Below are 24418 nucleotides of genomic sequence, written 5' to 3'. Positions count from 1 at the left end.
GCCACCGAAGCTAGGTCCGGTGCGGCGGCAGCGTTTGGGCGGCGCGGACGACGGCGTTTGTCACCTCCGTGAGGCCCGGCGATTCCAGCGTCCACGCCTGCCAGTAGAGTCGCAGGTCCTCACTCCAGGCCGGGTCGAGCTCAACGAGCGAGTCCTCGGGATCCTGCTGGTCCGGCACCATGCCCCAGCCCAGGCCGGCGTGAACTGATTCGACGAACTGCACGGAATCGGGGATGAAGTGCTGTGGGGGGGTCGCATCCGGGGCTACGAGCGCGAGGATTGCGAGCTGGTGGGTGTCCTTCCGGTCGTACTGCATGACGGGGGCGACGGCGAGGGCCTCCGGAGTGGGACCGCCGGGGAACCAGCGGTCCGCGAACTCGCGCGAGGCCTTGGCCCTGTACACCATGGTGCCCAGCGGGCGGATCGTGCACCCCTGCACCGGCCGGGGATCCGCGGTGATCGCGCCTACGGCGTCGCCGGACCGCAGGAGGTCAGCTGTGGAATGCTCGTCGTCGCGCAGCAGCTCGAGGGCCACCCGGCCGCCAAGCGCAATTTCCCGGTAGGCCGCCGGGAGCCAAGTCGCGATCGAGTCCGCGTTTGCCACGATGGGAACCCGCAGCCGCTCGGCACCCGGCCGCCCGCCGTCGTCCTCCGCTGCAGTGTCTGGTCCGCGCAGGGCGAGGACCGCCTCGTCCGCGAGGAGCAGCAGCTGGCGCGCGGAGCGGAGGAGCTGTTCGCCCGCCGGCGTGGGCCGAACCGGCTTGAGGCGCCGCACCAGCACGCTGCCCACGGAGCGTTCAAGCGCCTTGATGCGCTGGCTCACGGCTGAGGGCGTGAGCCGCAGTTCGCTCGCTGCGGCGTCGAAGGTCTCGTGGTCGACGACGGCGGCGAGAGCGCGGAGCTGATCGAGTTCCATGAAGATACTCTAATGGAACTGCAGAAAAAGTAAATTGCTTTTCAGATTTGGCGGCCGTACCTTCGAAGAATGCTTCCCTTCCTGACCGGGCTCGGCGCCGGGCTCGGCCTCATAATCGCCATCGGCGCACAGAACGCCTTCGTCCTGCGGCAGGGCCTCAAGCGGGAGGCCGTCCTGCCGGTTGTCCTGGTGTGCCTCGCCAGTGACGCGGTCCTGATCCTGGCCGGCGTCGCCGGAATCGGGGCGCTCATCCAGAACGCTCCCGCCCTGCTCGCCGTGGTGCGATGGGTCGGGGCCGCGTTCCTTCTCGCCTACGCAGTTTTCGCTGCCCGGCGCGCCCTGCGGCCCGGGATCCTCAAGGCCGCGGATTCTCCGGGCAGGGGGACGGTCTGGTCGGCAGTGCTCACCGCCGCCGCCCTCACCTGGCTCAATCCGCACGTGTACCTCGACACGCTGGTGCTGCTGGGCTCCCTGGCCAACGCCCAGGGCGATTCCGGCAAGTGGCTCTTCGGGGCAGGGGCTGCCGCCGGCAGCGCACTCTGGTTTCCCCTGATCGGCTACGGCGCTCGCGGCCTCAGCGGCTTCTTCGCGCGGCCGGCGTCGTGGCGTTTCCTCGACGGCGGCGTCGCCGTGCTCATGCTCACCCTGGCCATCGTCCTCGCGACCGGCCGCTGAATTGCCCCGTTACACGGGGTTGCCGGCCATTCGGTCGAGTATCCCGGCAATGATGTCCAGCGCACGGGCAAGCTGAAGATCTGTCGGGGCGCCATACCCGATGACCAAGCCGTTCTCCGGCGTCCGCTCTGCAAAGTAGCTTGCCAGCGTAACGACCCGGACCCCCTGTGCCAGTGCTTCCTCGGCCAAGCGCTCGGCAGGAACGCCCGGCTCAAGCCGAATGACGGCGTGCAGGCCGCCGTCGAGGCCCGCCAACTGGACGTCTGTCCGTCCTCCGAAGCGGTCGAGAAGCAGTTCGCGGCGGTGGGCGTACTGGCGCCGGGCCCGGGCGATGTGCCGTGCGAGGCCGCCGCCGGCGATGTAGTTGGCCAGGGCCGACTGCATGACTCCAGGAACGGGCGTGCCGAGGTCATGCCGCGCAGCCTTGAGCCGCTGCCCGGAGGCGCCGCGAACCACGAGATAGCCGCAGCGCAGCCACGGGCTCAGTGACTTTGAGAAGGTGCCTACCAAAACGACTTCGGCGGCGGAGGGCAGTGAGGCAAGGGCGGGTAGGGGCATCCTGCGGTGCCGGAACTCGCTGTCATAGTCGTCTTCCAGGATGAGCACGCGGTTGGCCTCAGCCCAGGCCAGCAGGGCAAGCCGTTCCCTTACCGGCATCCGCCCGCCCAGGGGGTACTGGTGGCTGGGCGTCACCAGGACGGCGTCCGGATGGTGGCCAAGGGCCGCAAGCTGTGCTGCCTCCAGCCCGTCGCCGGCAACCGGCAGGGTTTCCACCGCGGCTCCGGCCGCGGAAAGCACGCGCCTGGCCGTGGGGTAGCCGGGGTCCTCCATCAGCACGAGGGGCGCGCCCGCCTGGCCACGGAGCGCTGCGACGATCAGCTGCAGGGCGTCACTGGTGCCCGCTGTGATGATGACGTCCTCAGCACTCACCGTAAGTCCGCGGGACGCGGCGAGGTGACCTGCCACGGCGGTGCGAAGGACGGGGGTGCCCAAGGCGTCCGGAAGCTCAACCTGCACCGGCTCGGCAACAGCTTTCCGCCAGACGGCCCGCCAGTCACGGTCACGGAACGGGGCGCCGGACGGCCGGCCCGGCGTGAGGTCTATCGATACGGTTAGCCCGGTGCCGGCAGTCTCTTGGGCGACATCCGACGCCATGCCCCGGCCGTCGGCGCGTACTGCCACGCGCGTACCGCCCGAGCCCCGGCTTTCCAGGTACCCCTCGCCGGCAAGCTGTTCGTAGGCGCGGACCACAACACCGCGGGAGATGCCCAGCCCGGCGGCAAGACGCCGAGACGCCGGCAGGCTGTGTTCCGGCCTCAGGGTTCCGTCCAGGATCGCTTCCCGGAGGCGGCCGACCAGCTGGGCGGCAAGCGGGACGCGGCTCTGGTGGTCCAGAACGAGCGGAAGTTCGGCTTCGATCTTGGTTCTCCTGAAACGTGGATTCTTGGATCTATGCTAGGACCAATCCGGCTGTGAGCATGAGGGAACAACCAAATTGACTGAAGAAAGGACCCCCGTGTTTAACGGCCTTTGTGCATTTCCCCTGACGCCGCTCGCCGGGAACGACATCGACGAAGCCGCCTTTGCGCGGCTGGTCTCGCGGTGCGCGGATGCCGGAGTGGACTCCATTGGTGTGCTGGGGTCGACAGGCATCTACACCTATCTGCTGCGCGACGAACGCCGCAAGGCGGTGGAGGCGGCCGTCGAAGCTGCCCAGGGGACACCGGTGGTGGCAGGTGTCGGTGCCATGCGCACCCGTGACGTTCTGGACTGCGTCGAGGATGCCCAGAGTGCGGGTGCCTCGGGTCTGCTGCTGGCGCCGGTGTCGTATCAGCGGCTGTCCGACGAAGAGGTTTACGGCCTCTACCGCGAGGTCTCGTCCGCGTCCGATCTGCCGATTGCCGTCTACGACAACCCGGCCACCACCGGGTTCACCTTCTCCGATGAACTCCACGGCCGCATCGCCGAACTTCCGGGCATCGCAGCGATCAAGTTCCCGCCCCCGGCACTGGGGCAGGCCGCCGACCGCATCGCCCGGCTCCGGGCCGCAGTTCCCGAGGGTATTTCCCTGGGCATCAGCGGCGACTGGGCCGCAGCGGAGGCACTGCTCGCCGGCTGCGACGTTTGGTATTCGGTCATGGCCGGCCTGTTTCCCAACACCGCCAGGGGAATCGTTGACCTTGCCCGGACAGTTCAGACCGACCATCAAACCGGCCAAGGCACCCCAGCGCTGGCAGCATCTGCCGCGCTGGAGCCCGTGTGGGCGCTCTTCCGCGCCTACGGGAGCCTGCGGGTCACTGCCACCATGGCCGAAGTGCTTGGTTTCGTGGAGGCGCCGTGCCTGCCCCGCCCACTGCAAAGCCTGGACACCGAGGGCCGCACCAGGGTCGACGAAGCCCTGCGCCTCAGCGGACTGGGAGCCTGAGCAGGTGCGGCATGGGTAGCCTGAACCGCGGCACGGCGGAGCAAAAATCGCCGGCAGAGCAAGAAGCGCCGGGGTGGCGGACAGCCCAGCGCGGTCAGCCAACTCCGGACCTGTCCCGGAAAAGCGGCGGATTGGCCCGCTACGTGGCGGCCGCGGCCCTGGCGCGCACCGCGGACGGCGGGGTCGTTGTGGCGATCGTCCTCATGGTCACCACCAGCGGGGCGCCCGGCTGGCTGGCCGGCGTACTCGGCGCCTGCATCACGGCCCCGCACCTGCTGGGGCCGCTGGTGGCACGGAGCCTGGACTCCTGCCGCGACGGCCGAGTCCTGATCGCGTGGGCGTGCGTCCTCCATGGCGCTACCCTGGCGGCTGCCGTGCTCCTGTACCCGGTCATTTGGCCGGCGGTGACTGGCGTTCTGCTCGTGACGTCAGGGCTGGTTGGTCCATTGTTGACCGGCGGCATCAGCAGCCGCCTTCCGGCAATCGCCGGCCCGGACCAGGTCAGCCAGCGCCGCGCCCAGGGCTGGGATGTTGCCACCTACGGAATCGGCGGGACCATCGGTCCGAGCGTCGTGGCCGCTGTCTCAGCGTGGGCCGGACCCACGGCTGCCGCGCTCATTCTCGCGGCGGCCACATTCGTTGCCGCCGCCGTCGTGCGGTTGCTGCCATACGCGCCCCCGGCAGCGCGGGCAGCTGATGTTCCGAAGCCGGCTGAGATCCTTCGGCTGATGGCTGTCACGGGGCGCCTGCGAAGGATGCTGTACCTGACCGTAACGGTGGCGTTCTCCGTTGCGGCGCTTCCCATCGCGGCCGTCGCCTCCACGGCAATGTTCCAGGTCCAACCGGCGGCTTCCGGCGTTCTGACGGCCGCCTACGGGCTGGGCGGCCTGGCGGGTTCGGCGGGAGTCATGTGCCGCCCGCTGCGGGGCGACGCGGACCGGCTGGTGACGCGGCTGGCCGGCTTGGTGGCCGCGGCGCTCGCCGTAGCCGCGCAGTCGGCGTCTTTTGCGCCTGCCGTCGCCGCCTACGGCGTTGCGGGGGTCATGAACTCATACTTTTTCGCCGCAACGCTGGCCGCCCGCAGCGAGTTTGCCCCGCCGCAGGTCCGGGCGCAGGTGTTTGTTTGGGTAGGTGCCCTCAAGATTGCCGCCGGGTCGGCCGGAACGGCGGCGGCCGGCGTCGTCATCACCGGGGTGCCGCAGCTTCCCCTGTTCCTTGCCGCCGCACTCATCCTGACCGTTGCGGGGACATCGGCCCTGGACCGCCGCAGCGCCAGCAGGCTGGGGCCGGGGGGATGAGGGCGGGGGTGCTGAGGGCCGCCGCTGCGAGTCGACCGACTTAGCTTCGTGCCCATATCCCGGGATCGCGGCTACGATTTGAGTTCCGGGGCTTTCGGGCCCGCCCGCAGCAGCCGAAGGACACCATGACCGCCCAGAATGCTTCCTCGCCGCCACGGGCCGCCGTGATCGTGAACCCCGCCAAGGCTGTTGGCGCCGACCTCCGCGCCGCGCTGGTCCGGCTGTGCGACACACAGGGCTGGGCCGAGCCGTTGTGGCTGGAAACCACCGTTGAAGACCCTGGCGTCGGCCAGGCCCGCGAGGCCCTGGAGGCGGGGGTCGACGTCGTTATTGCCGCCGGCGGCGACGGTACCGTGCGGTGCGTGGCTGAGGCGCTGGCCGGCACCGATACGCCGATGGGGATGGTGCCGCTGGGGACCGGCAACCTGCTGGCCCGCAACATGGGCGTGGACATCTCCGATCCCGTCTCCGCTGCGTACGACGTCCTGAACGGCACCGTCCGCACGATTGACGTCGCCAGGAGCACCTTTGACGGGTCCGACCACGAGAACGTCTTCCTGGTGATGGCCGGCGTGGGCTATGACGCCGCGATCATGGCGGACACGGTGGACGCACTGAAGGACCGCATGGGCTGGCTCGCTTACGTTGAAGCAGGCATCCGCAAGCTGCCGGGCAAGCCCGTTCGGGCCACCGTCAGGGTGGACGACAAGCAGCCCGTCAAGCGGCGGATCCGCAGTGTCATGGCCGGAAACTGCGGCCGGATCATGGGCGGCATCGAGATTTTCCCCGAGGCAAAGGTCGACGACGGCATCCTGGACCTGCTGATCCTGGCCCCCCGCGGCCACTTCGGCTGGCTGGGCGTCGCGGCGGGCATTTTCGGCCGCAGGAAGAACCAGAAGGAATCCGCCGAGTACTTCCAGGGCAAGAAGATCGAGGTCACCCTGGAGCACGGGGAGGAGTTCCAGCTCGACGGCGACCACGTGGGCACCGTCAAGAGCCTCTCCATCTGGGTGGATCCCGGGGCGCTCAAAGTCCGGATGTAGACCCGATCCGGGTAGGATCCGCTCCGGAAGCAGAGCGCCCCGGGGATGGGGAATCAGTCCCCGAGGAGCCTGCCCCACCTTGGTGCGAGCAAGGGGGAGCCGGCAAGTTTCAGGCAGTGCCACAGCGTGACGGCCACCGAATCCAGCACCGGAACGCCGGTGCCCGCCTCGATTTCGGCCGCGATGTTGGCGCCGTACAGGTTGGTGCAGAGGTAGATCAGCGCGTCCGGGGCGTCGGCAGCGAGCTCCAGCGAGCCGGGACGCATTTCATCGTCCGTGACCCGGCCGAAGGACTCGTTGTCGCTCAGGCCCAGGCAGCGGTGGCTGACGGTTTTGATGCCGTCCCGCTCATAGGACCGGATGATGGCCTCGTTGACGTCCTCCGTGTACGGCGTGAACAGCCCGATCCGCTCAGTGCCGAAGGCCCGGAACGCCTCCAGGTACGCGAGGGTGGACGTCGTGGCGGGGATGCCGGTGGCGTCGGTGATTTCGAGGACGAGCTCGCGGTCGTGCCCGGAACCCAGCCACGATCCCGAGGTGCCGTTCCAGGCGATCACGTCCACGTCCGCCGTCGCCAGCAGCCTGGCGGCCTCGCGCATGACGGCGGGGTCGAACTGCCTGTCCGATGAATCGTCCAGGGCGATCCGTGTCACCGGGATCCGGGTGAAGTGGATGGTGACGTCCGTCCGGTCGCCCAGGATGCGGTAGCTCTGCGGCTCCAGGCAAATGTTGGAGGACGGCACGACCATGCCGATCCGGGTTGGCCGGACAGATGATGCGGGACGGTTGGGAGAAGTCATGGCGTGCTCCTAGAGGGTCGCGGGGGACAGGTCGGCAGTGGCGGCAAGGTGTTCGCGGAACCCGTTCCGGGCCACGAAGCGTCCCACGGCCCCCGGATCGTGGAAGCCATCACGGTCCAGTACCACGCGGCCTGCGGAAACCACGACGGCGGGCCAGCCGGCCAAGGCGCGGCCGTCGAAGGGTGAGAAGTCGGTTCCCATGTGCAGCGCCCCGCCGTCCACGGTCCGCTGTTCTGATGGATCGAAGAGCACCAGGTCCGCGTCGAAGCCCTCGGCGATAGCGCCCTTGCCGGGCAGGGCGTTGACGCGCGCCGGTCCGGCCGAGAAGACCTCCACGAAGTCCTCCACGCTGCTGCCGGATTCGGCCATCACCGTGAACGTGACGGGCATGCGCGTTTCCACACCCGGGAGGCCGTGTGGCATGGCGCGGATGTCATCCGTGCGTTCCCGCTTCTGGGTCAGGTCGTAGCAGGAATGGTCCGAGGCCACGGTGTGGATGGCGCCGCCGGCCAGCCGCTCCTTAAGCGCCGCGACCGTCTCCGGGTTGCGCATCGGCGGGCAGCAGGCGTACCACTCCGGGAAGGCCGAGCCGTATACGGTGTCGTCGAGCGTGAGGTAGTGCGGGCACGTTTCCGAGTAGGCCTCCTGGCCGCGGGCACGGGCGTCGGTGACCAGGTCGACCGCCGCGGGGGTGGACTGGTGCACGAAGTACACCGGGGCCTTCGTGTACTGGGCCATGGCCAGGGTTTCCTTGACCGAAATTTCCTCGGCAAGCTCGGGGCGGGTGCGGTGCAGGTGCTCGATGCCGATCCGTCCGTCGTCGGCGTGCTGCTGGGTGCAGTCGGTGACGATTGGGTCGTGTTCGGCGTGGATGTAGGTGAGGCCGTCCAGCCGGACCATTTCGCGCATGACCTTCAGGATGGTGTCCCCATCCGCCATGGTGGTGCCGCGGTTGGTGGTGTACATCTTCACCGAGCGGACGCCCTCGGCGGCAAGCTGCTCCAGCTGCCATGGAACGGTCTCGTCCCAGCTGATCACGGACCCGTGGAGAGCGACGTCGCAGCGGGATTGCTGCGCCAGCTCCTTCTTGTTGAGCACGGCCTCGAGCGGGGTTTCGCGGGCGTCGCGGGGGATGCCGAAGTCGATGATGGTGGTGGTGCCGCCCCACAGGGCAGCGGTTGAGGTGGTCCGGTAATCGTCCAGGGTGCGGAACCGGCCGGTCACCTGGGCCACGTGGCAGTGCCCGTCCACACCGCCGGGGATCACCAGCTGGCCGGTCGCGTCGACGGTGCGGACGGCGGCGGGGGCTGGTTCTGCGGCATCAATGAGCTGGCTGATCTTGCCGTCCACCACCACGACATGGGCGTGCCGGCGGCCAAAACTGTTGACCACGGTTCCGTTGGCGATGACGAGTTCGGGTATGCGGGACATCGTTGTCTTCCTTACGGGGAAAGTATGTTGGGCTTACTTGGCGGCGGCGTTCGACGCCGTCTGGGCGGCGGTCAGGGCGGCGTCGAGATTTTCGGACAGGCCCTTGCGGGCCTTGACCGGCGGCGGAGCGAACGCGCCGGCACGGTGCGGGCCGGACTGAAGCCCCACCACGGCTTCGGCCATCCGGATGCCGGCGGAGATGCCGTCCACGACGGGGACGGGGATCTGCGCCCGGAGTTCGCGGGCCAGCCCCGCCAGCGGCGCTCCGGCGAGGATGACGACGTCGGCCCCGTCTTCCGCGACGGCCTGCCGGCTGAGTGCCAGAAGGGTTTCCTTGAAGTCCTGCTGCACCGAGCCGATGGCCTTCAGGGTCTCGTTGATGGAGCGGATGGACGCCAGCCGGCCGCCGAGGCCGAACCGCTCCACGCAGTCCAGGTACCACGGGCGGATCCGGTCCGAGATGGCAATGATGGAGAACCGGTGCCCCTGCAGCGCCGCGGCGCAGAGGGCTGCCTCGGTGATCCCGATGACGGGCACGTCGGCGAGTTCCTTCAGGGCCGGCATTCCCGGATCCCCGAAGGCCGCCACCACGACGCCGTCAATAGGTTCCCGGGCCAAGCCGGCGGTGTGTTCGGCGATGATCTCGGCGACGGCGCCCGCAGCGATGAGTGATTCAAAGCGGGTTTCGATGTACTCCACTCCGTGGCCGGCCGTGCGGACCGCCAGGCTGGTGCCGGGGGAGGCGGACCTCAAGGCTTCAGATTCGATGAGCGCCGTGACGTCGTCGCTGATGTTGGGGTTGATGACAAGGAGTTTCATTTTTTCTTCCGGTGCAGGGCTGGTTCGGTTTTCTGGAAGTCGTCGGGGAACTGTTCGCGGTATTTGCCGATGTGCGACGCCGACTGGGCAGCGGCACGGTCCGGATCGCCGCTGGCGATGGCCTCGTACAGGTCCCGGTGTTCCTGGATCAGTTCGGGCAGGTCGCTGACGTGCCGGAACAGCCAGTGCATCCGGCCCTGCAACGGCTCCAGCGCGGCCTTGAGGAAGCCGTTGTCCGCGATACGGGTGATGGCGTCATGGAAATCGCTGTTGGCCCGGTGGGCCTCCATGACGGCGCCTTTGGCGAGGCACCGTTCGGCCTCCTCCAGTAGTCCTTCGAGGAGGCCAAGGTCCTCCGGCGTTGCCCGGACCGCGACGAGCCGGCAGGCGAGCACCTCCAGTGACTGGCGGACGTCGAAGAGGTCCTCCACGTCCTTGGGGCTGAGCGAGCTGACCTCTGCGCCCCTCGCTCCGCGGTCGCTGAGCAGGCCTTCCTGCCGCAGCATCCGGAGCGCCTCGCGGACGGGAAGCCGGGAGACGTTGAACTCCGCGGCAAGGTCGCGTTCCACGAGCCGGGCGCCGGGAGCGTAGTGGCCTTCGAAGATCCTGGTGCGGAGCGTGTCCCGGACAGTCTCGCGGAGGGGGCGGTCCGTGGCCGGCGTTTGATCTGCGGTCAGCATCTTTGCTCCATTCGTGGTTTTTAGTGACTCTATGTGCTCGGCGGCATCCATCACGGCTCAGTCCTCTGACCTGGGACTGGGTGACGGAGGGCTGAAGCGGCCAAACTCCCGTTCCAAGGCCGCAGCAACAGCGAGTACTTCGCGATCGCGGTACGGCCGGCCCACCACCTGGACACCAACCGGGAGGCCTTCACGGGAAAGCCCGCACGGCACAACCGCCACCGGAAAGCCAAGGATGCTGATGGCCCGGCAGCAGGACCCCAGCTCCGTCCAGGGAATGTCCTGGCCGCTGACGGTGAAGGAACCGGTCCGGGGATCCGACGCCGGCACGCTGGCCACAGGGAGCAGCAGGATGTTGTGCTGTTCCATGAACCCGAGCACCTGCGCGCGGATCGCATCCCGCTCCGCGGCGGCCTTGCGGTAGTCCGCCACCGAGACGGGTTCTGCGCCCAGCAAGGTGTTGCGGAGGTTGCTGCCCAGCTGGTCCTCGCGCCCGGAGGCAAGCTCCACCACTTCGGGCATTCCCTCAGCAGTGCGAAGGGCCACAAAGGCGGCCGCCGCCCGCTCGAGGCCCGGCGGCCTGCCGTGCGTCGTCGGAACGCCAAGGCCGTTGAGGGTTGCGGCGGCCCGCCGGACGGCAGCCACCAGATCCTCCCGGACCGGATGCGTGCCCTCGTCCTCGAACCAGGCGCAGCTGATCCCGTCCAGTGTTTCCACCGGGCCGCCCAGCGGTACGGGGACAGTGGAAGGGTCCCCACCGTCCGGACCGGCGAGGATCCCGAGCAGCACGCCCAGATCGTCCACGCTCCGGGCCAGCCAGGCCACGGTGCCGAGACGGTGCAGGGCAGACATGGAGTTGGGTACGGGGAGGCTTTCTCCGGCCGCCGGCGGTAAGTACGGGAGGAGCCCCGTCTCCGGCACCAGTCCTACCGTGGGCCGCAGGCTCGCCAGCCCCGTGCAGTGGGCCGGCCAGCGGATGGACCCGCCGAAGTCCGTGCCGAGCCCGAAAGCGCTCATGCCGGAGGCCACGGCCGCGCTGTCGCCCCCGGTGGAACCGCCGGACGTAAGGCCGGGGCCCCAGGGGCTCCAGGTGTCCCCGAAAAGCGGGTTGCGGGTGTGTGTTTCCACCGCAAACTCCGAACAGTTGGTCTTGCCCAACAACACCGCTCCGGCCTCCCGCAGGCGGCGGACCGCCGTCGCGGACTGTTCCGGAACGTAATCCCCCAACAGGGGGCTTCCTGCCGTGGTCCGCAGGCCCTTCGTTGCGAGGGTGTCTTTCACCGTGAACGGCACGCCGTGCAACGGGCCCAGCGATCGGCCCTCGGCGGCAGCCCGGTCCGCGGCGGCGGCTTCCTCAGCGGCCAGCGGGTTGAGGGTGACGATGGCATTCAGGCGGGGGTTTGCTTCGGCTATCCGCTCGAGGTGCACTTCCAGGCACTCAATGGCTGTCAGGCGGCCCTCCCGCAGGGCTGTCGCCCATTCGGTCATGGAAAGCCGGGTTAGCTGCTCCCTGTCAATGGAGTCCCTGTCCGTGGAAGCGTGCGTCGAAGCCGGGGCGGTGTTGTTCATGTCCATGATCCTTAGTGCGTGATGCCGGCTGACTTGCCGGCCTCGTTCATGGTGATCCTGGACGTTTCCTTGGCCATGTAGACGCAGAACACCATGAGCAGCAGCGCGGCGGAAAGATATCCGGCCACAGCGAATCCGGAGCTGGTCAGGACGATCAGCTGGATGGCGATCAGCGGGGCAAAGCCGCCGCCGAAGACGCCGGCGAGCTGGAAGCCCACGGCGGAGCCGGTGTACCGGACCTTGGTGGCGAACAGTTCGGGGATGAACGAGGCCACCGGGGCGTACATGGCCGCAACGATCACCAGGCCGATGGCAGGGGCGATGAGCACCAGGAACGGGTCCTTGGAGTTGAGCATCGCGATGAACACGAAGCTGTAGATAATGCCCCCGACGGCGCCGCCGATCATGACAGGCCTGCGGCCCACCCGGTCCGAGAGCGCGCCGAAGAGCGGGATGCTGATCATCTGGGCAACGGCCGAAATCGTCGATGCCGCGAGGGCCAGGCTCTTGGGCAGGCCCAGGTGTTCGGTTCCGTAGACGAGGACGAACAGCGCGAAGATGTAGAACGCGATATCACTGCCGATCCGGGCGCCGACCGCAAGGGCCAGCTGCTTCTTGTAGTGCCTGAAGACGTACAGGAGAGGAGCCTTGACTTCCTCCTGCTGCTTCGCCGCAGCCTTCTTCTCCGTCTCTTCGAAGATCGGGGACTCCGCGAGTTTCAGCCGGATGTACAGGCCGATTGCCACCAGCGCGAAGCTGATCAGGAACGGGATCCGCCAGCCCCAGGCGAGGAAGGCTTCCTTGGACAGCGCCGAGGTCATGAGCGTGAAGATGCCGGTGGCCAGCAGCAGGCCCGTCGGCGCGGCTGTCTGGACGAGGCTGCCGAAGAGCCCGCGCCGGCCGCTCTTGTCCGACTCGGTGACCATGAGGGCGGCGCCGCCCCATTCGCCACCGATGCCGATGCCCTGCAGGAAGCGCAGGCTGACCAGCAGGACCGGAGCCCAGACCCCGATGTTTTCGTAGGTGGGAAGGAGTCCGACGGCGGCACTGGCCAGGCCCATCAGGAGCAATGTGGTGACGAGGACGTTCTTGCGGCCAATCTTGTCGCCGAAGTGGCCGAAGATTGCGGCGCCCAAGGGGCGCACAACATAGCCGACCGCGTAGGTGGCCAGGGCCAGAAGGAGGCCCGTGGCGGGTTCGGAGCCGGGGAAAAACAGGATGGGGAAGACGATGGAAGCTGCCGTGCTGTAGGCAAAGAAGTCGTAGTACTCAAGTGTGGTGCCGACAAAGCTCGCGGCGACGACCCTCTTCATTGAGTTTCCGCCGCCCTTCGGCTTGGCGTCGGACACGGAACCTCGGGTTTGGGAGTTGATCGACATGTGGCCCTCCTGGGCGATGCGACGGGGGTACGGGACCGGTGTTGGGGTGGGGCGAGGATGTTCTCCTCGGAGTGCCGGTTTGGGATCCCAATATGACGGTAAGTTGCGGGTGGGCTGATGTCAATGCTTTGGGATCCCAAATCGGGAGACTGCTGCTCGGCTTGGCTTGGGAGGCTTAGACAGGCAGGCGCTTGTTGTAGTTCAGGGTGAGCACGGAGACGCCCATGATGATGGCGGATCCCACGAAGTAGAGCAGCGCCCAGGTGTAGGAGCCGGTGGCACCGACGATCAGGCCGACGGCGATCGGCGTGACGAACCCGGAGATGTTGCCGCTGAAATTCATGGCTCCGCCGAGGACGCCGGCGTTGGTGCGGCCGCCCAGGATGGACGGGATGCTCCAGAACAGGCCCACCCAGCGGAGGAAGAACATCACCACGGAGAGAAGGACGACGGCGGTGGTCGGGTCCGCGACTACGGTTACCCCGATGAGGCCGCCCACCACCACGACGCTGGAGATTCCCAGCAGCGTCCGCATGACGCGGTTGGCCGAGGCGCCGGACGCCCGCCACTTGTCGGCAATGGTGCCGCCCAGGATCTCGCCGACAAAACCGGCGCCGAAGATCACGAAGGTGGACCAGCCGATGGTTTTCAGGTCGAAGCCCTTGGCCTGGGCAAGGTACAGCGGACCCCAGGTGAGCAGGCCGTAGAACACGCCGTTGAAACCCAGCCAGCCGAAGCACATGGCCCAGAAGGACCGGAACTTCAGGTAGGGGAGCAGTGCACGCTTGCCCTTGCTGCCGTCGAGTTCGGCCTCGGCGTCTTCGGCGGCATGGGAGGCTTCGATGTACTCGGCCTCGGCCTCGTTGACCGCGCGGTGCTGGCGGGGGTTGTCGCGGACATACCACCAGACGGCCAGGCCCATGAGGACGGTGGCGGCTCCGGCGATGACGAACGAGCTGCGCCAGCTGCCGGTGGCGGCGATGAGTCCGGCGATGAGGATGCCGCCCAGGCCGGCGCCGAGGGGAGCGCCGGCGTCCAGAATGGTGGCGCCGCGGCCGCGCTCCGACTTGTGCATCCAAATGGCGTTCAGCTTGCCGCCGGCCGGCATGACGCCGGCCTCGGTGACGCCGATGCCCAGCCGGGCGATGAACATGCTGAGGAAGCCGCCGGCCATGCCGGAGGCGGCGGTGGCGGCGCCCCAGCCCACGCACGAGGCGGTCATGACCTTGCGCGGACCGAACTTGTCGATCAGCAAACCGACCGGGATCTGCATCAGGGCGTAGGTCCAGAAGAACGCGGAGAGCAGGAGGCCAACGAGCTCCGGGGCGAGGTTGAATTCCTTTTGGATGATGGGCAGCGCCACGGAGATGGAGCCGCGGTCGATGTAGTTGACGGCGACCAGGACGAGCAGCAGCAGGAACAGCTTCCAGCGGACGTTGGTGCGCCGTTGCACGCCGTCCTTGCCCGGCTTGGTGCCGCGGGATTCCGGGGAACGGGCCTGGGTTGTCACTGCTTCAGTATCTGGGAGAGACACAGCTTCTCCTTAGTGGGAAGGGTGCGGACATGGGATGGGGGATGAAGTGGGGCGGTGCGGCCGCGATTCGGCGAATCTTTGGGCCGGCGGATTGGTTTGCGCCGGCGGAATGACCCCGCCGTTTTGGGATCCCGTTTTGGGATCCCAAATTCAAGATAGGTGTGGCGTGGAACACTGTCAAGGGATTTCGGGGAAGATAGCCGTGGCCCCCGAAAAAACGGATTGTGACTGCGGGCCGCACGGCAAAACATCGGAAGGAAGTACCGAATGAAGACGGTCCGACTTGGAAACTCCGGGCTGGAAATCAGCGCCGTTGTCCTGGGCATGATGAGCTACGGCGATCCGGAGAAGGGGTCGCACGGGTGGAGCGTGGGACTCGATGAAGCCAGGCCATTCGTGCGGCGCGCCTACGAGGCGGGGATCACCACCTTCGACACGGCAAATGTGTACTCGGCCGGCTCAAGCGAGGAGATCACCGGCACCCTGCTCAAGGAACTGGCCCCCCGGGAGGAGGTCCAGATCGCCACCAAGGTCCACGGCCGGATGCGCCAGGCCCGCAACGGAGGTGGCCTCAGCCGGGCAGCGATCATGCACGAGATCGACGCGTCCCTCGCCCGGCTTGGCACCGACTACGTCGACCTATACCAGATCCACCGCTACGACCCGGTGACCCCGGTCGAGGAGACGATGGAGGCCCTGCACGACGTCGTGAAGGCGGGGAAGGCCCGTTATATCGGGGCGTCGAGCATGTGGGCCTGGCAGTTCGCCCGGATGCAGCATGTGGCGGAACTGCATGGCTGGACCCGGTTCGTGTCCATGCAGGACCAGTACAACCTCCTCGAACGGGAGGAGGAACGCGAAATGCACCCCTTCTGCCAGGCCACGGGTGTGGGCGTCATCCCCTGGAGCCCGCTGGCGCGCGGAAACCTGACACGGCCGTGGGGCGCTGCGGGGTCCGGGACCCGGCAGGACACGGACGAGTTCGGCAAGGGGCTGTACAAGCAGGACGAGGACGCGAACAAGGCCATCGTTGATGCAGTCGCCGCCGTGGCGGATGAACGTGGCGTGCCGATGGCGCAGATCGCTTTGGCCTGGAGCGCGGGCAAGTCCGCCGTCACCGCCCCCATCATCGGGGCGACGAAGGAACGCCATATCGACGACGCCGCTGCCGCCGTCGGGCTTGCCCTGACCGACTCCGAGGTCCGGCGCCTCGAGGAGAGCTACACGCCCCGCTACCCCTCCGGGTTCTGACCCAGCCGCTGGGGCTCCCGGTGCGCCAGGATTTCGGCGAGCTCCGCGAGCCGGTGGGCGCGGGCCGACTCGGCCGGCGTGAACGGCTCGCCGGGACGGAAAAAGGTGATGGGTCCGTGCCAGGCGGTCGGGATCTTCAGGATGGTGCCGGCGTCGTTCGTTGCACGGGCGTCCGTTTGGGCGTGGCGGGCTGACTCGCTGCCGGGGTCGAGGATCCGGGCGGACAGCAGTTCGGCCACGGCCAGTGGCAGCTCCCCGGGTGCGTCGGCGATCCGGGCGGCCAGGCTCAGGGCCTTGGTCTGCCCGTCGGCCATGGCCAGGGCGGTGGTGGGCCAGGCCTGCGGGCTCCGTCCGCCGCCGTCTGCCAGGGCCTCCAGCAGTTGGCGCTCGCTGACCGCGCCGGGGGCGGACAGCACGAATTCATCCATCACCCCGCCCTGGACCGGGTGGACGTGGATGCCCAGGATGTTGGTGTCCAGCAGCGCCAGGGACCTGGTGATCCGCTTGAGGGAGCCAGGTTCGTCGCGGAGCACGGTCCGGGCGCGCCACAGCGCCGGTGCCGTGCCAAGGTGCCGGCGGTGACGGAGCGCGGGTGCGTGGAGCCACCGCCGCAGGATCCGTGCGGCGGACGGCTCGGCCACCCAGATCACCAGGACGGTGGCCGTCAGGGCCAGGACGAGCACCTTGGCAACATAGGGCAGGTGCGTCTGCACCACCAGCGCGTGCACCAGCAGTTCGATCGGGAGCATGACGGCGACATTGGCCACCGTGAGGCGCGTTTTGGTGGGCTCGGGCATCTGCCCGCAGACTTCACAGCTCAGTTCGGCAGGGGACGGGGCAGTCGCTTGCGGCTTCATGCTCCCAGCCTGCCCGGCCGCTGTTACAGGGGGATTGCCCCCGCGTTCCGATCCCGCGAACCATCCCCAAAAACTCGCAGCCTGGGCCGGGGCGTGGCTTCCGCGTTCCCGGGATATGGCCTGCCCCCAGCCGGGTCCTTACACTGAAAAGACCAGCGTGCGGACTCCCGTACAACGGCCTGCTCGCACGGAAAAGTCGACTCGTGGAGAGCACCGCCATGCCCATCAGCACCAGTTCAGGCCATACCAGCCGCCTTGCAGCCGCAGGGTTCCTCGCCCTCGCCGCGCTCCTGGTCCCCGCACCCGTCGCCTCCGCCGGAGAGTCGCGGACCGTGCAGTCGCGATCGGACGACGTCGCCCCGGTCATCCTGCTGGACGGGGCCAAGGGCGCCGAAGGCATCGCGGCCGCCGGCAGCACCGAATTCTTCGCTGGCGACCTCGTCACTGGGGACATCTACCGCGGCGACATCCGTAGGGACAAGGCCTCCAGGTTCATCGATGCGCCCGCGGGCAGGGTGGCCGTGGGCATGAAGGCAGACCGGCACAATGATCTGCTGTTCGTGGCCGGCGGCCCCACCGGCCAGGCCTACGTGTACGACACGGACACAGGAAAGACGGTCAAGACCTACCAGCTGACCAAGAAGGAAGCCTTCATCAACGACGTGGCGCTCACGGACCACGGAGCCTGGTTCACCAACTCGCGGCGGGGCGAGCTGTACTTCATTCCGGTGGACGACGACGGTGACCTCGGCAACGTCCGCACGCTGGCGCTGAAGGGCCCCGCGGCCGATACCAGCAAGCAGTTCAATCTCAACGGCATCGCCTACTCACGCGACGCCGGCCGTCTGGTGGTGGCCCACACGGGCAATCAGGCGCTGTACACGGTCAGCCCGCGGTCCGGCGCCAGCACCGCGATCAAGGGCGTGAAGGTGCCCAACGTCGACGGCATCCTGGTCAAAGGCGATACCGTCTGGGCGGTGCAGAACATGTCCAACCAGATCAGCAGGCTCCGGGTGAACTTCCACGAATCAACCGCAAAGCTGCGGGAGGTCATCACCAGCCGGCACTTCAACATCCCGACGACGGCCGCACTGTTCGATGACACGCTCGCCGCGGTCAACGCCAAGTTCGGAATGCCAAACGCCAAGACCTTCGAAGTGGTCACCGTGGACGCACGCACCAATGCCGCCAAGCAGCCGCGTTGAGTAGCCCGGTCAGGCTGAGTAGCCCGGGTCAGGGAGACGAACGCAACAGGACAGCGGGCGGCCTCCACGGGAATGGCGGGGACCGCCCCCCTTAAGCTGGTAAGCGGACGCCAGTGCCGCCGTCGTCAGTTCCAAACTGCAACGAAAGGCGCGAATCACCCGTGAAGCTGCTGGCCGAGATGTTCACCCTTGCCCCTGCAAACAAGGATCATCAGGTCGCCGTGCGGTGCGCCGTGGGCGTCTTCGTGCCGCTGATCACCCTGGTGCTGCTGGGCCGCCTGGACCTGGCGATCTTTGCCTCCTTCGGCGCCTTCACAGGCATCTACGGCCGCGGCGAGCTGCACCGCAAGCGGTTCTTCATCCAGGTCCGTGCGGGTGCGCTCATGCTGCTGGTGATCCTGCTCGCCACACTGACCGCCCGCACGGTGCACGCCGGCGGCCTGTCCCAGACGGCGAGCATCTGGCTGCAGGTGCTGGCCACCACCCTTGTGGCCGGCGGCTGCTCGCTGGTGATTGCCCGGTGGCGGCACCGGCCGGCCGGCTCGCTGTTCCACATCTTCGCCTTCGCCGCGATCGCGTCCATCCCCAGCCAGCCGCCGTTGTGGCAGTGCTTGCTGGTGTCCGTACTGACCACGCTCTTTTGCCTGGCCGTGGGGCTGTCCTCCAGGGTGCTGCGGAGCCGCCGGACCCCATGGGAGATGCCCCCGCCTGTCCGCCTGACCGCGGAAGAGAAGCGGGCGGCGGGGCTCGAGGCGCTGGGCTACCTCGTGGCAGCGGGGCTCGCAGGCACCATCGCCACCCTCGTAGGCCAGCGGCTCGGCTTCGGGCACAACTACTGGGCCATGGTGGCGGCAGTGGTTCCGCTGGTGGGACGCACCACGCGGCACCGCATCGCCCGCGGCGTGCAGAGGATCATCGGCACCGTGCTCGGCCTCGTCCTCCTCGCGGGCATCCTGCTGCTGCAGCCCGTGCCGTGGCAGACGGTCCTGGTGATCGCCATCTGCCAGTTCGGCGCCGAGCTCTTCATTGCGCGGAACTACGTACTGGCCCAGCTCTTCGTGACGCCGCTGGCGCTGACCTCCACGCTGCTCGTTTCCCCGGCCGCACCCGGCATCCTGCTACGGGACCGGATCGTCGAGACGGTGATCGGCGCCACCGTCGGAATTGCCGTGGTGCTGGCCCCCGCCGTGTGGTCCCGGCTTTCGCGGCGGACTTCGGCCGGGGTCGCGGCGCGGTAGGGCCTATTCACTCAGCCGCGGTTCACGCAGCGACCAGGAGCGCCTGGGGTGCGGCCTGTTTCAGCCTGGTCCGCAGCCCTGCCCCCTCAGGGGCCCCGGCCGGTTGTGCAGGCAAGGGCCGGTCTTGATTCCAAGCACGCCCGCCCACGAGTACGCTGGGACAACCAAAACCATTCAATGGAAGCGTGGATGTGGTGGCCAACTCAGTGTCCGGGGATTCGGTGGTGGACCGTGTGGTGCGCGTCATCGCGGCATTCCCGTCCGGCGTCTCTGAACTGCAGCTGTCCGAGCTCGCGGATCGTGCCGATCTGCCCCTTACCACAGCACACCGCCTGGTGCGTCAGCTCGCGGCGCACGGGCTCCTGGAAACCAGCCCTGGCGGGTCGGTGCGGCTGGGCCTGAGACTGTGGGAGCTGGTCAACCGCAATTCGCCCACGCTGGCCTTGCGCCAGGCAGCCATGCCCTTCATGGAGGACATCCAGCACGTGCTGAACCAGAACGTGAACCTTGCGGTGCTCGACGGCTGGGAAGCGCTGTTCGTGGAGCGGCTGTCCCGCCGAGGATCCGTAGCCAACCGCGCCCAGATCGCCGGCCGCATGGCCATCCACGTGTCCTCGGCCGGACTGGCCCTGATGTCGCACCAGCCAAAGCATCTCCAGGCCGAGTATCTGGACCAGTTCGCGGATCCCGCCGGAAAGGTGAGCCGGGACGAGGTGCGCGCCTTGTTGGCTGAGGCAGCGAACCAGGGTTATGCCGAACTGGCAGGCGTGATCGATCCCGACACCTGGGGCATTGCCGTCCCCGTGCTGGACGGCCAGAAGCGCGCGGTGGCGGCAATCGGCGTCGTAGTTCCCCTGCGGGAGATGCGCATGCAGGCGCTGGTACCCGCGCTCCAGACGGCGGCGCGCGGCATCGCGCGGCGGCTGACAGAAGGAGCCGGCTGAGCCTTCACGGTGAGGCGTGCTTCCATTCAGCGGAACTAAGGTAACGCCCACCACACTCCCCGCCGCACACTGTTAGCCAGCAACCACCTTCAGCCCGGACTTCCGGGCTACGCAACGGAGCGAGGAACACCATGGCACGACAGATCATCACCACCCAGGTGGCCATCATGGGCGCAGGCCCCGCGGGACTCATGCTGTCCCACCTGCTGGCCACGGCCGGCATTCAGTCCACCGTGATCGAAATCCGCAGCCGCCAGGAAATTTCGGAGACGGTCCGCGCCGGCATCCTCGAGCACGGCACCGTGAACATGCTCGTGGACGGCGGCGTGTCCGACCGCGTGCTGCGCGAAGGAGACCGGCACGACGGCATCGAACTCCGGTTCAACGGTGAAAGCCACCGCATCGACTTCAAGGAACTCGTGGGGGAGTCCGTCTGGCTCTACCCCCAGACCGACGTCTTCACGGACCTCGCCGCACGCCGCGAAACCGACGGCGGCGACGTGCGCTACAGCGTCACCGACACCACCATCCACGGCATCGAGGACAAGCCCAAAGTCTGGTTCACTGACGCCGACGGCGTGGAGTACGAGCTTCAGGCCGACTTCATCACCGGGGCGGATGGCTCGCGCAGCCACTGCCGCTTCCAGATCCCCGAAGCGCACCGCAAGTGGTACTTCCACGAGTACCCGTTCGCGTGGTTCGGCATCCTCGCCGAGGCGCCCCGCAGTTCGGACGAGCTGATCTACGCCAACTCCGAGAACGGCTTTGCCCTCATCAGCCAGCGCACCGAAACCGTGCAGCGCATGTACTTCCAGTGCGACCCCAAGGAAAACGTGGCCGACTGGACCGAAGATCGGATCTGGGCGGAGTTCCGCAGCCGGGTCAACGGCAACGGATTCGAATTGAAGGAAGGACCGGTCATCGACAAGATGGTCCTCCCGTTCCGCAGCTTCGTGCACGCGCCCATGCGGCACGGCAAGCTGTTCTTGGCCGGCGACGCCGCGCACACCGTGCCGCCGACCGGCGCCAAGGGCCTGAACCTGGCGATCCATGACGTGAAGGTGCTGTTCGAGGGGCTGGACAGCTATTACCACAGCGGCTCCACGGCCCTCCTGGATTCGTACAGCGACCGCGCCCTGGACCGCGTGTGGAAGGCCCAGCAGTTCTCCTACTGGATGACCACTATGCTGCACACCCCTGCGGACGCCGGCGACTTCGCCCGGGCCCGCCAGCTGGGCGAGCTGCACTCCGTGGTGTCCTCGCGGCACGGCCAGGCGTACCTTGCCGAGGCCTACACCGGCTGGCCGACGCGCTAAACCCCCGGGCGCCCGCGGATGGGGCTGAGCCAACCCAGCGTCCCGCCGTCGGGCTTAAGATCGGGTCCATGGAAGCCATAACGATCATCGGCGGCGGCATCGCCGGCCTCGCGCTCGCTGCCGGCCTGGACCCACAGCGCTTCGACGTCGCCGTCCACGAGCAGCGGCCCGGCGTTCCGGCGGTGGAGACGTCGCTGGCCATGTGGCCGGAGGCGCAGGCGGCCCTGTCGGTCCTGGGGGTGCTGCCGCAGATCAGGGAGGCGGGCACGGCCTTCGGTGGGATGGCCCTGCGCGACGCCATGGGCACAGCCCTGTTGGCACCCGAGGTGCGTGGAGTCCGGGGCGTCTCTCGGGCGGACCTCATCCGGATCCTTGACGCCGCCGTGCCGGCTTCCGTGCAGCGCGTCGAGGGCAGGGTGGATGACATTCCGGCCACCGGCCCGCTGTCGTCGGGCCTGCTGGTGGGGGCCGACGGCGTCCACAGCGTGGTGCGACGCTCCTTCTGGGGCGACCGGTCGCAGGCAAAGCTGACGCCGTACCTGGCCTTGCGGGGCGTCCTTCCCGCTCCCGTCCAGGCCGGCGCCGGCGGGGAATACTGGGGGCGCGGGCAGCTGTTCGGCATCACGCCAGCGTCCGCCGGCCGGACCTACTGGTATGCCTCATTCCGCTCAAACCTCGGGCCGGCGGGCGTTGATGCGGCCGAAGCGCTGAAGCAGGCAAACGAGCGCTTCTCCGGAAGCGCGCCAGCCGTCCGCACAGCACTGGAGCAGGCCACACCGGACGCCACGCTGGCGCAGCGGATCTGGACCACGCCCACTCTCGGCAGCTTCGTGCGGCCGGGCGCCGTCCTGGCCGGCGACGCCGCTCACGGCATGACGCCGAACCTGGGCCGCGGCGCCTGCGAGGCGCTGGTGGACGCCGTCACGCTGGCCGAACTCCTCAACGCCCGTCCGATGGACGACGCGCTCAAGGCCTACAACCGGCAGCGCGCCCTCCGGACCCAGCTGCTGCGGCTGGCCTCCTCCGCCATGGCGGGTGTGGCACTGACCGAACGGGCACAGCCGCTGCGCGACGGGCTGCTGAGGCTGGCTTCCCGTTAGCGCCCCGGTCCTTCCGGGTTGAAACCAGGACGACGGCGGTGCGTCAGTCCTGCTGCAGCGTTTCGGTGAGGTGGTGCGTGGGGATGCGGTCGCGGTCGTAGGTGATTTCCGTGTAGCCGTGCGGTTCCGGCTTGCCGGTGGAGCTGAGGTTCACGAACACGATCTCCTCAATGGTGAGGATGCTCTGCCGGGTGATCATGTTGCGCACTTCGGCGCGCATGGTCATCGACGTACGGCCGAAGCGCGTGGCGGTCAGGCCCATCTCAATGAGGTCGCCCTGGACCGCAGAGCTGACAAAGTTGATTTCGGAGATGTACTTGGTGACCGCGCGGCCGTTGCCCAGTTGGAGGATGGCGTAGATCGCGGCTTCCTCGTCAATCCATTTCAGCAGGCTGCCGCCGAACAGGGTGCCGTTGGCGTTGAGGTCCTCGGGCCGCACCCACTTGCGGGTGCGGAACGTAATGTCTTTGGTTTCCATAGCGCGAGATTAGCCGACGGCGGCCTGCCCCACCGGAGTGTGACGGCCGCCGTCGGTCTGCAAAGATGGCCCGCTCAGGCCATGGCGGTGTGCGCCGCGCTGTGGCAATCGATCCGCTTTTCGAAGCAGTACGAGTGCTCGACGCCGATATAGGGGCCGAAGTTGGGAACCGGATCGAAGCCGGAGCTCGCGTAGAAATTGCGTCCGTCGGTCTGCACCGAGCCGGCCTCCGCAGTGATCCGGGTGATGCCCTGGGCGAAGGCCTCGGCCTCGAGGGCGGCCAGGATGGAGCTGGCCACGCCAGAGCCGCGGGTGTAGGGGAGAACATAGAGGCGCTTGATTTCCGCCGTCTCGGCGTCGAGCAGCCGCAGGCCCCCACAGCCCACCGGCTGGCCCGACCCCTTGTCGTAGGCCACGAGGAACACGGCCGTGTCCACTTCGGACGGCTTGGGCCCCGGCTCGTGGTCGGTGCTGCCGAAACGTGCATCGAGTTCGGCCTGCTGGGCTGCGCGCAGGTCGGCACCCACCGGGTTGGACCAGCTGACTTTCCGAATGTTTAGCCGGGGATTGGTCTGCATCTGTGCCTCGATTCGCCGAAGGGGTGATGCAGATCAAGGCTAGAAGGCCGCCGTTACCGCGGTGTTTCCTGCCGGTAAGCGCCGTGGGAACACTTGGCCGGACCTAGCCCGTGGTCTTTCCCATCGGGTCCTCGGCGGCGGGGTCGGCCAGGGCAAGGCCCCCGACGGGGCTGGCATCCCAGTGGATCAGGTTCCAGCCGGCCTCGGGATCGCCTTCCAGCGCCACGATGCCGGTGTTGGCGAGAACGTGCCGGGCGGCGAATTCCATGTCAATGTTGTCCGCGCGGTGGCCCGCCCAGACCCGGATCGCGGCGCCGTGGCTGACGACGGCGACTGCGCCGGTGCCGGCGGCTTCCGCGGACACCTTGGCGATGGCGGCGTCATAGCGTTCGAAGAACTCGTGCCCGTTGGGCCCGGCCGGCATCCGGCGGTCGAAGTCGCCGTCGGTCCAGGCGAACACGGTGCTCATGTACCGCCGGTGCGACTCGTGGTCCGTCAGCTTTTCCAGGGCGCCCGCCTCGATCTCGTGGATGCCGTCCAGGATCTCCACGTCGAGGCCGAGCTCCCGGCTCAGCGGCCCGGCGGTGATCTGGGTGCGGACCAGGGTGGAAGCGTACAGCGCGCTGATCGGCTCGTTCACCAGGGCCCGCGGCAGGGCCTCGGCTTGGCGCTCGCCCAGCTCGGTCAGGCCGGGGCCGGGGTGGGCGGTGTCCAGCTGCCCCAGCACATTCCCGGGAGTTTCGCCGTGGCGGATGAGCAGCAGCCTCATGGTTTCGCGTTCCTTGTCGTCGTCGGGAAGGTAGGCGGGACAAAACCGCCGCAAAAGGGGACGGGCCGTGTGCGGAAGCCGCCAGAAACGGAAGCGGCGCCGGGCTCCAATGC

The 24418-nt window shown here is 68.1% G+C and carries 23 protein-coding genes; 10 read left to right on the top strand and 13 right to left on the bottom strand.

Annotated features, from left to right (window positions below):
- Positions 1-10: 10 nt before the first annotated feature.
- A complete protein-coding gene (locus DBZ45_RS06330) occupies positions 11-916 on the bottom strand; it encodes an ArgP/LysG family DNA-binding transcriptional regulator (RefSeq protein ID WP_111903087.1) in 906 nt (301 codons plus the stop codon).
- A 69-nt stretch (positions 917-985) separates the two neighbouring features.
- On the opposite strand from DBZ45_RS06330, the gene DBZ45_RS06325 reads away from it, so the two are divergent.
- A complete protein-coding gene (locus DBZ45_RS06325) occupies positions 986-1591 on the top strand; it encodes a LysE/ArgO family amino acid transporter (protein WP_111903086.1) in 606 nt (201 codons plus the stop codon).
- A 9-nt stretch (positions 1592-1600) separates the two neighbouring features.
- Here the strand turns inward: DBZ45_RS06325 and pdxR are convergent, their stop codons facing one another.
- Complete coding sequence (gene pdxR, locus DBZ45_RS06320; protein WP_440130505.1) at positions 1601-2986, bottom strand: MocR-like pyridoxine biosynthesis transcription factor PdxR; 1386 nt, start codon at positions 2984-2986, stop codon at positions 1601-1603.
- A gap of 100 nt (positions 2987-3086) precedes the next feature.
- On the opposite strand from pdxR, the gene DBZ45_RS06315 reads away from it, so the two are divergent.
- The 3 genes from DBZ45_RS06315 (at position 3087) to DBZ45_RS06305 (ending at position 6357) form a co-directional block, all read left to right on the top strand.
- Entirely contained in the window at positions 3087-4016 is a 930-nt protein-coding gene (locus DBZ45_RS06315; protein ID WP_317616948.1) for a dihydrodipicolinate synthase family protein, read from the top strand.
- Positions 4017-4027: 11 nt separating this feature from the next.
- Entirely contained in the window at positions 4028-5314 is a 1287-nt protein-coding gene (locus DBZ45_RS06310) for an MFS transporter (RefSeq protein WP_111903083.1), read from the top strand.
- A 125-nt stretch (positions 5315-5439) separates the two neighbouring features.
- Positions 5440-6357, top strand: coding sequence for a diacylglycerol/lipid kinase family protein (locus DBZ45_RS06305; protein ID WP_111903082.1), 918 nt, complete (start codon positions 5440-5442; stop codon positions 6355-6357).
- 53 nt (positions 6358-6410) lie between these two features.
- Here DBZ45_RS06305 and DBZ45_RS06300 read toward each other — a convergent pair whose 3' ends face one another.
- The 7 genes from DBZ45_RS06300 to DBZ45_RS06270 all read right to left on the bottom strand — a co-directional run bounded on the left by DBZ45_RS06300 (position 6411) and on the right by DBZ45_RS06270 (position 14569).
- Positions 6411-7157: a maleate cis-trans isomerase family protein gene (locus DBZ45_RS06300; protein WP_111903081.1), complete on the bottom strand. Its 747-nt coding sequence runs from the start codon at positions 7155-7157 to the stop codon at positions 6411-6413.
- 9 nt (positions 7158-7166) lie between these two features.
- Complete coding sequence (locus DBZ45_RS06295; RefSeq protein WP_111903080.1) at positions 7167-8588, bottom strand: amidohydrolase family protein; 1422 nt, start codon at positions 8586-8588, stop codon at positions 7167-7169.
- Positions 8589-8621: 33 nt separating this feature from the next.
- The gene (locus tag DBZ45_RS06290) at positions 8622-9407 is read right to left on the bottom strand and encodes an aspartate/glutamate racemase family protein (RefSeq protein WP_111903079.1); all 786 of its coding nucleotides are present in this window, start codon (positions 9405-9407) and stop codon (positions 8622-8624) included.
- Complete coding sequence (locus DBZ45_RS06285; RefSeq protein WP_111903078.1) at positions 9404-10087, bottom strand: GntR family transcriptional regulator; 684 nt, start codon at positions 10085-10087, stop codon at positions 9404-9406. The genes DBZ45_RS06290 and DBZ45_RS06285 overlap by 4 nt, the downstream gene beginning before the upstream one ends.
- A 57-nt stretch (positions 10088-10144) precedes the next feature.
- On the bottom strand, positions 10145-11656 hold the full coding sequence (locus DBZ45_RS06280) for an amidase (protein WP_190243039.1): 1512 nt from the start codon (positions 11654-11656) through the stop codon (positions 10145-10147).
- An 11-nt stretch (positions 11657-11667) separates the two neighbouring features.
- Entirely contained in the window at positions 11668-13035 is a 1368-nt protein-coding gene (locus tag DBZ45_RS06275; RefSeq protein ID WP_111903076.1) for an MFS transporter, read from the bottom strand.
- A gap of 175 nt (positions 13036-13210) precedes the next feature.
- On the bottom strand, positions 13211-14569 hold the full coding sequence (locus tag DBZ45_RS06270) for an MFS transporter (protein WP_111903075.1): 1359 nt from the start codon (positions 14567-14569) through the stop codon (positions 13211-13213).
- Positions 14570-14836: 267 nt separating this feature from the next.
- Here DBZ45_RS06270 and DBZ45_RS06265 point away from each other — a divergent pair, with 267 nt between their 5' ends.
- Positions 14837-15820, top strand: a complete 984-nt coding sequence (locus DBZ45_RS06265; protein WP_111903074.1) for an aldo/keto reductase — start codon at positions 14837-14839, stop codon at positions 15818-15820.
- Here DBZ45_RS06265 and DBZ45_RS06260 read toward each other — a convergent pair.
- Positions 15802-16677, bottom strand: a complete 876-nt coding sequence (locus DBZ45_RS06260) for an amino acid-binding protein (protein WP_111903073.1) — start codon at positions 16675-16677, stop codon at positions 15802-15804. The genes DBZ45_RS06265 and DBZ45_RS06260 overlap by 19 nt on opposite strands.
- A gap of 203 nt (positions 16678-16880) precedes the next feature.
- Between DBZ45_RS06260 and DBZ45_RS06255 the strand changes: the two genes are divergently transcribed.
- From DBZ45_RS06255 to DBZ45_RS06235, 5 genes are all read left to right on the top strand, one after another.
- A complete protein-coding gene (locus tag DBZ45_RS06255; protein WP_111903072.1) occupies positions 16881-17882 on the top strand; it encodes a hypothetical protein in 1002 nt (333 codons plus the stop codon).
- Positions 17883-18043: 161 nt separating this feature from the next.
- Entirely contained in the window at positions 18044-19120 is a 1077-nt protein-coding gene (locus tag DBZ45_RS06250) for an FUSC family protein (protein ID WP_111903071.1), read from the top strand.
- A 194-nt stretch (positions 19121-19314) separates the two neighbouring features.
- Positions 19315-20064 carry an IclR family transcriptional regulator gene (locus DBZ45_RS06245; RefSeq protein WP_111903194.1) on the top strand — a complete coding sequence of 250 codons (750 nt, stop codon included), beginning with the start codon at positions 19315-19317 and terminating at the stop codon, positions 20062-20064.
- Positions 20065-20195: 131 nt separating this feature from the next.
- Entirely contained in the window at positions 20196-21380 is a 1185-nt protein-coding gene (locus tag DBZ45_RS06240) for a 4-hydroxybenzoate 3-monooxygenase (RefSeq protein WP_111903070.1), read from the top strand.
- A 68-nt stretch (positions 21381-21448) separates the two neighbouring features.
- Positions 21449-22480, top strand: coding sequence for an FAD-dependent monooxygenase (locus DBZ45_RS06235; protein ID WP_111903069.1), 1032 nt, complete (start codon positions 21449-21451; stop codon positions 22478-22480).
- A 43-nt stretch (positions 22481-22523) separates the two neighbouring features.
- On the opposite strand, the gene DBZ45_RS06230 is transcribed toward DBZ45_RS06235, so the two are convergent.
- From DBZ45_RS06230 to DBZ45_RS06220, 3 genes are all read right to left on the bottom strand, one after another.
- The gene (locus DBZ45_RS06230) at positions 22524-22958 is read right to left on the bottom strand and encodes an acyl-CoA thioesterase (protein ID WP_111903068.1); all 435 of its coding nucleotides are present in this window, start codon (positions 22956-22958) and stop codon (positions 22524-22526) included.
- 74 nt (positions 22959-23032) lie between these two features.
- Positions 23033-23536: a GNAT family N-acetyltransferase gene (locus tag DBZ45_RS06225; RefSeq protein ID WP_111903067.1), complete on the bottom strand. Its 504-nt coding sequence runs from the start codon at positions 23534-23536 to the stop codon at positions 23033-23035.
- A gap of 103 nt (positions 23537-23639) precedes the next feature.
- Positions 23640-24305: a histidine phosphatase family protein gene (locus DBZ45_RS06220; RefSeq protein WP_111903193.1), complete on the bottom strand. Its 666-nt coding sequence runs from the start codon at positions 24303-24305 to the stop codon at positions 23640-23642.
- Between the last annotated feature and the right edge of the window lie 113 nt (positions 24306-24418).

It is taken from the genome of Arthrobacter globiformis, from assembly GCF_003261175.1.
Lineage (GTDB): Bacteria > Actinomycetota > Actinomycetes > Actinomycetales > Micrococcaceae > Arthrobacter > Arthrobacter globiformis_A.
This window is presented reverse-complemented; position numbering and strand designations above follow the sequence as displayed.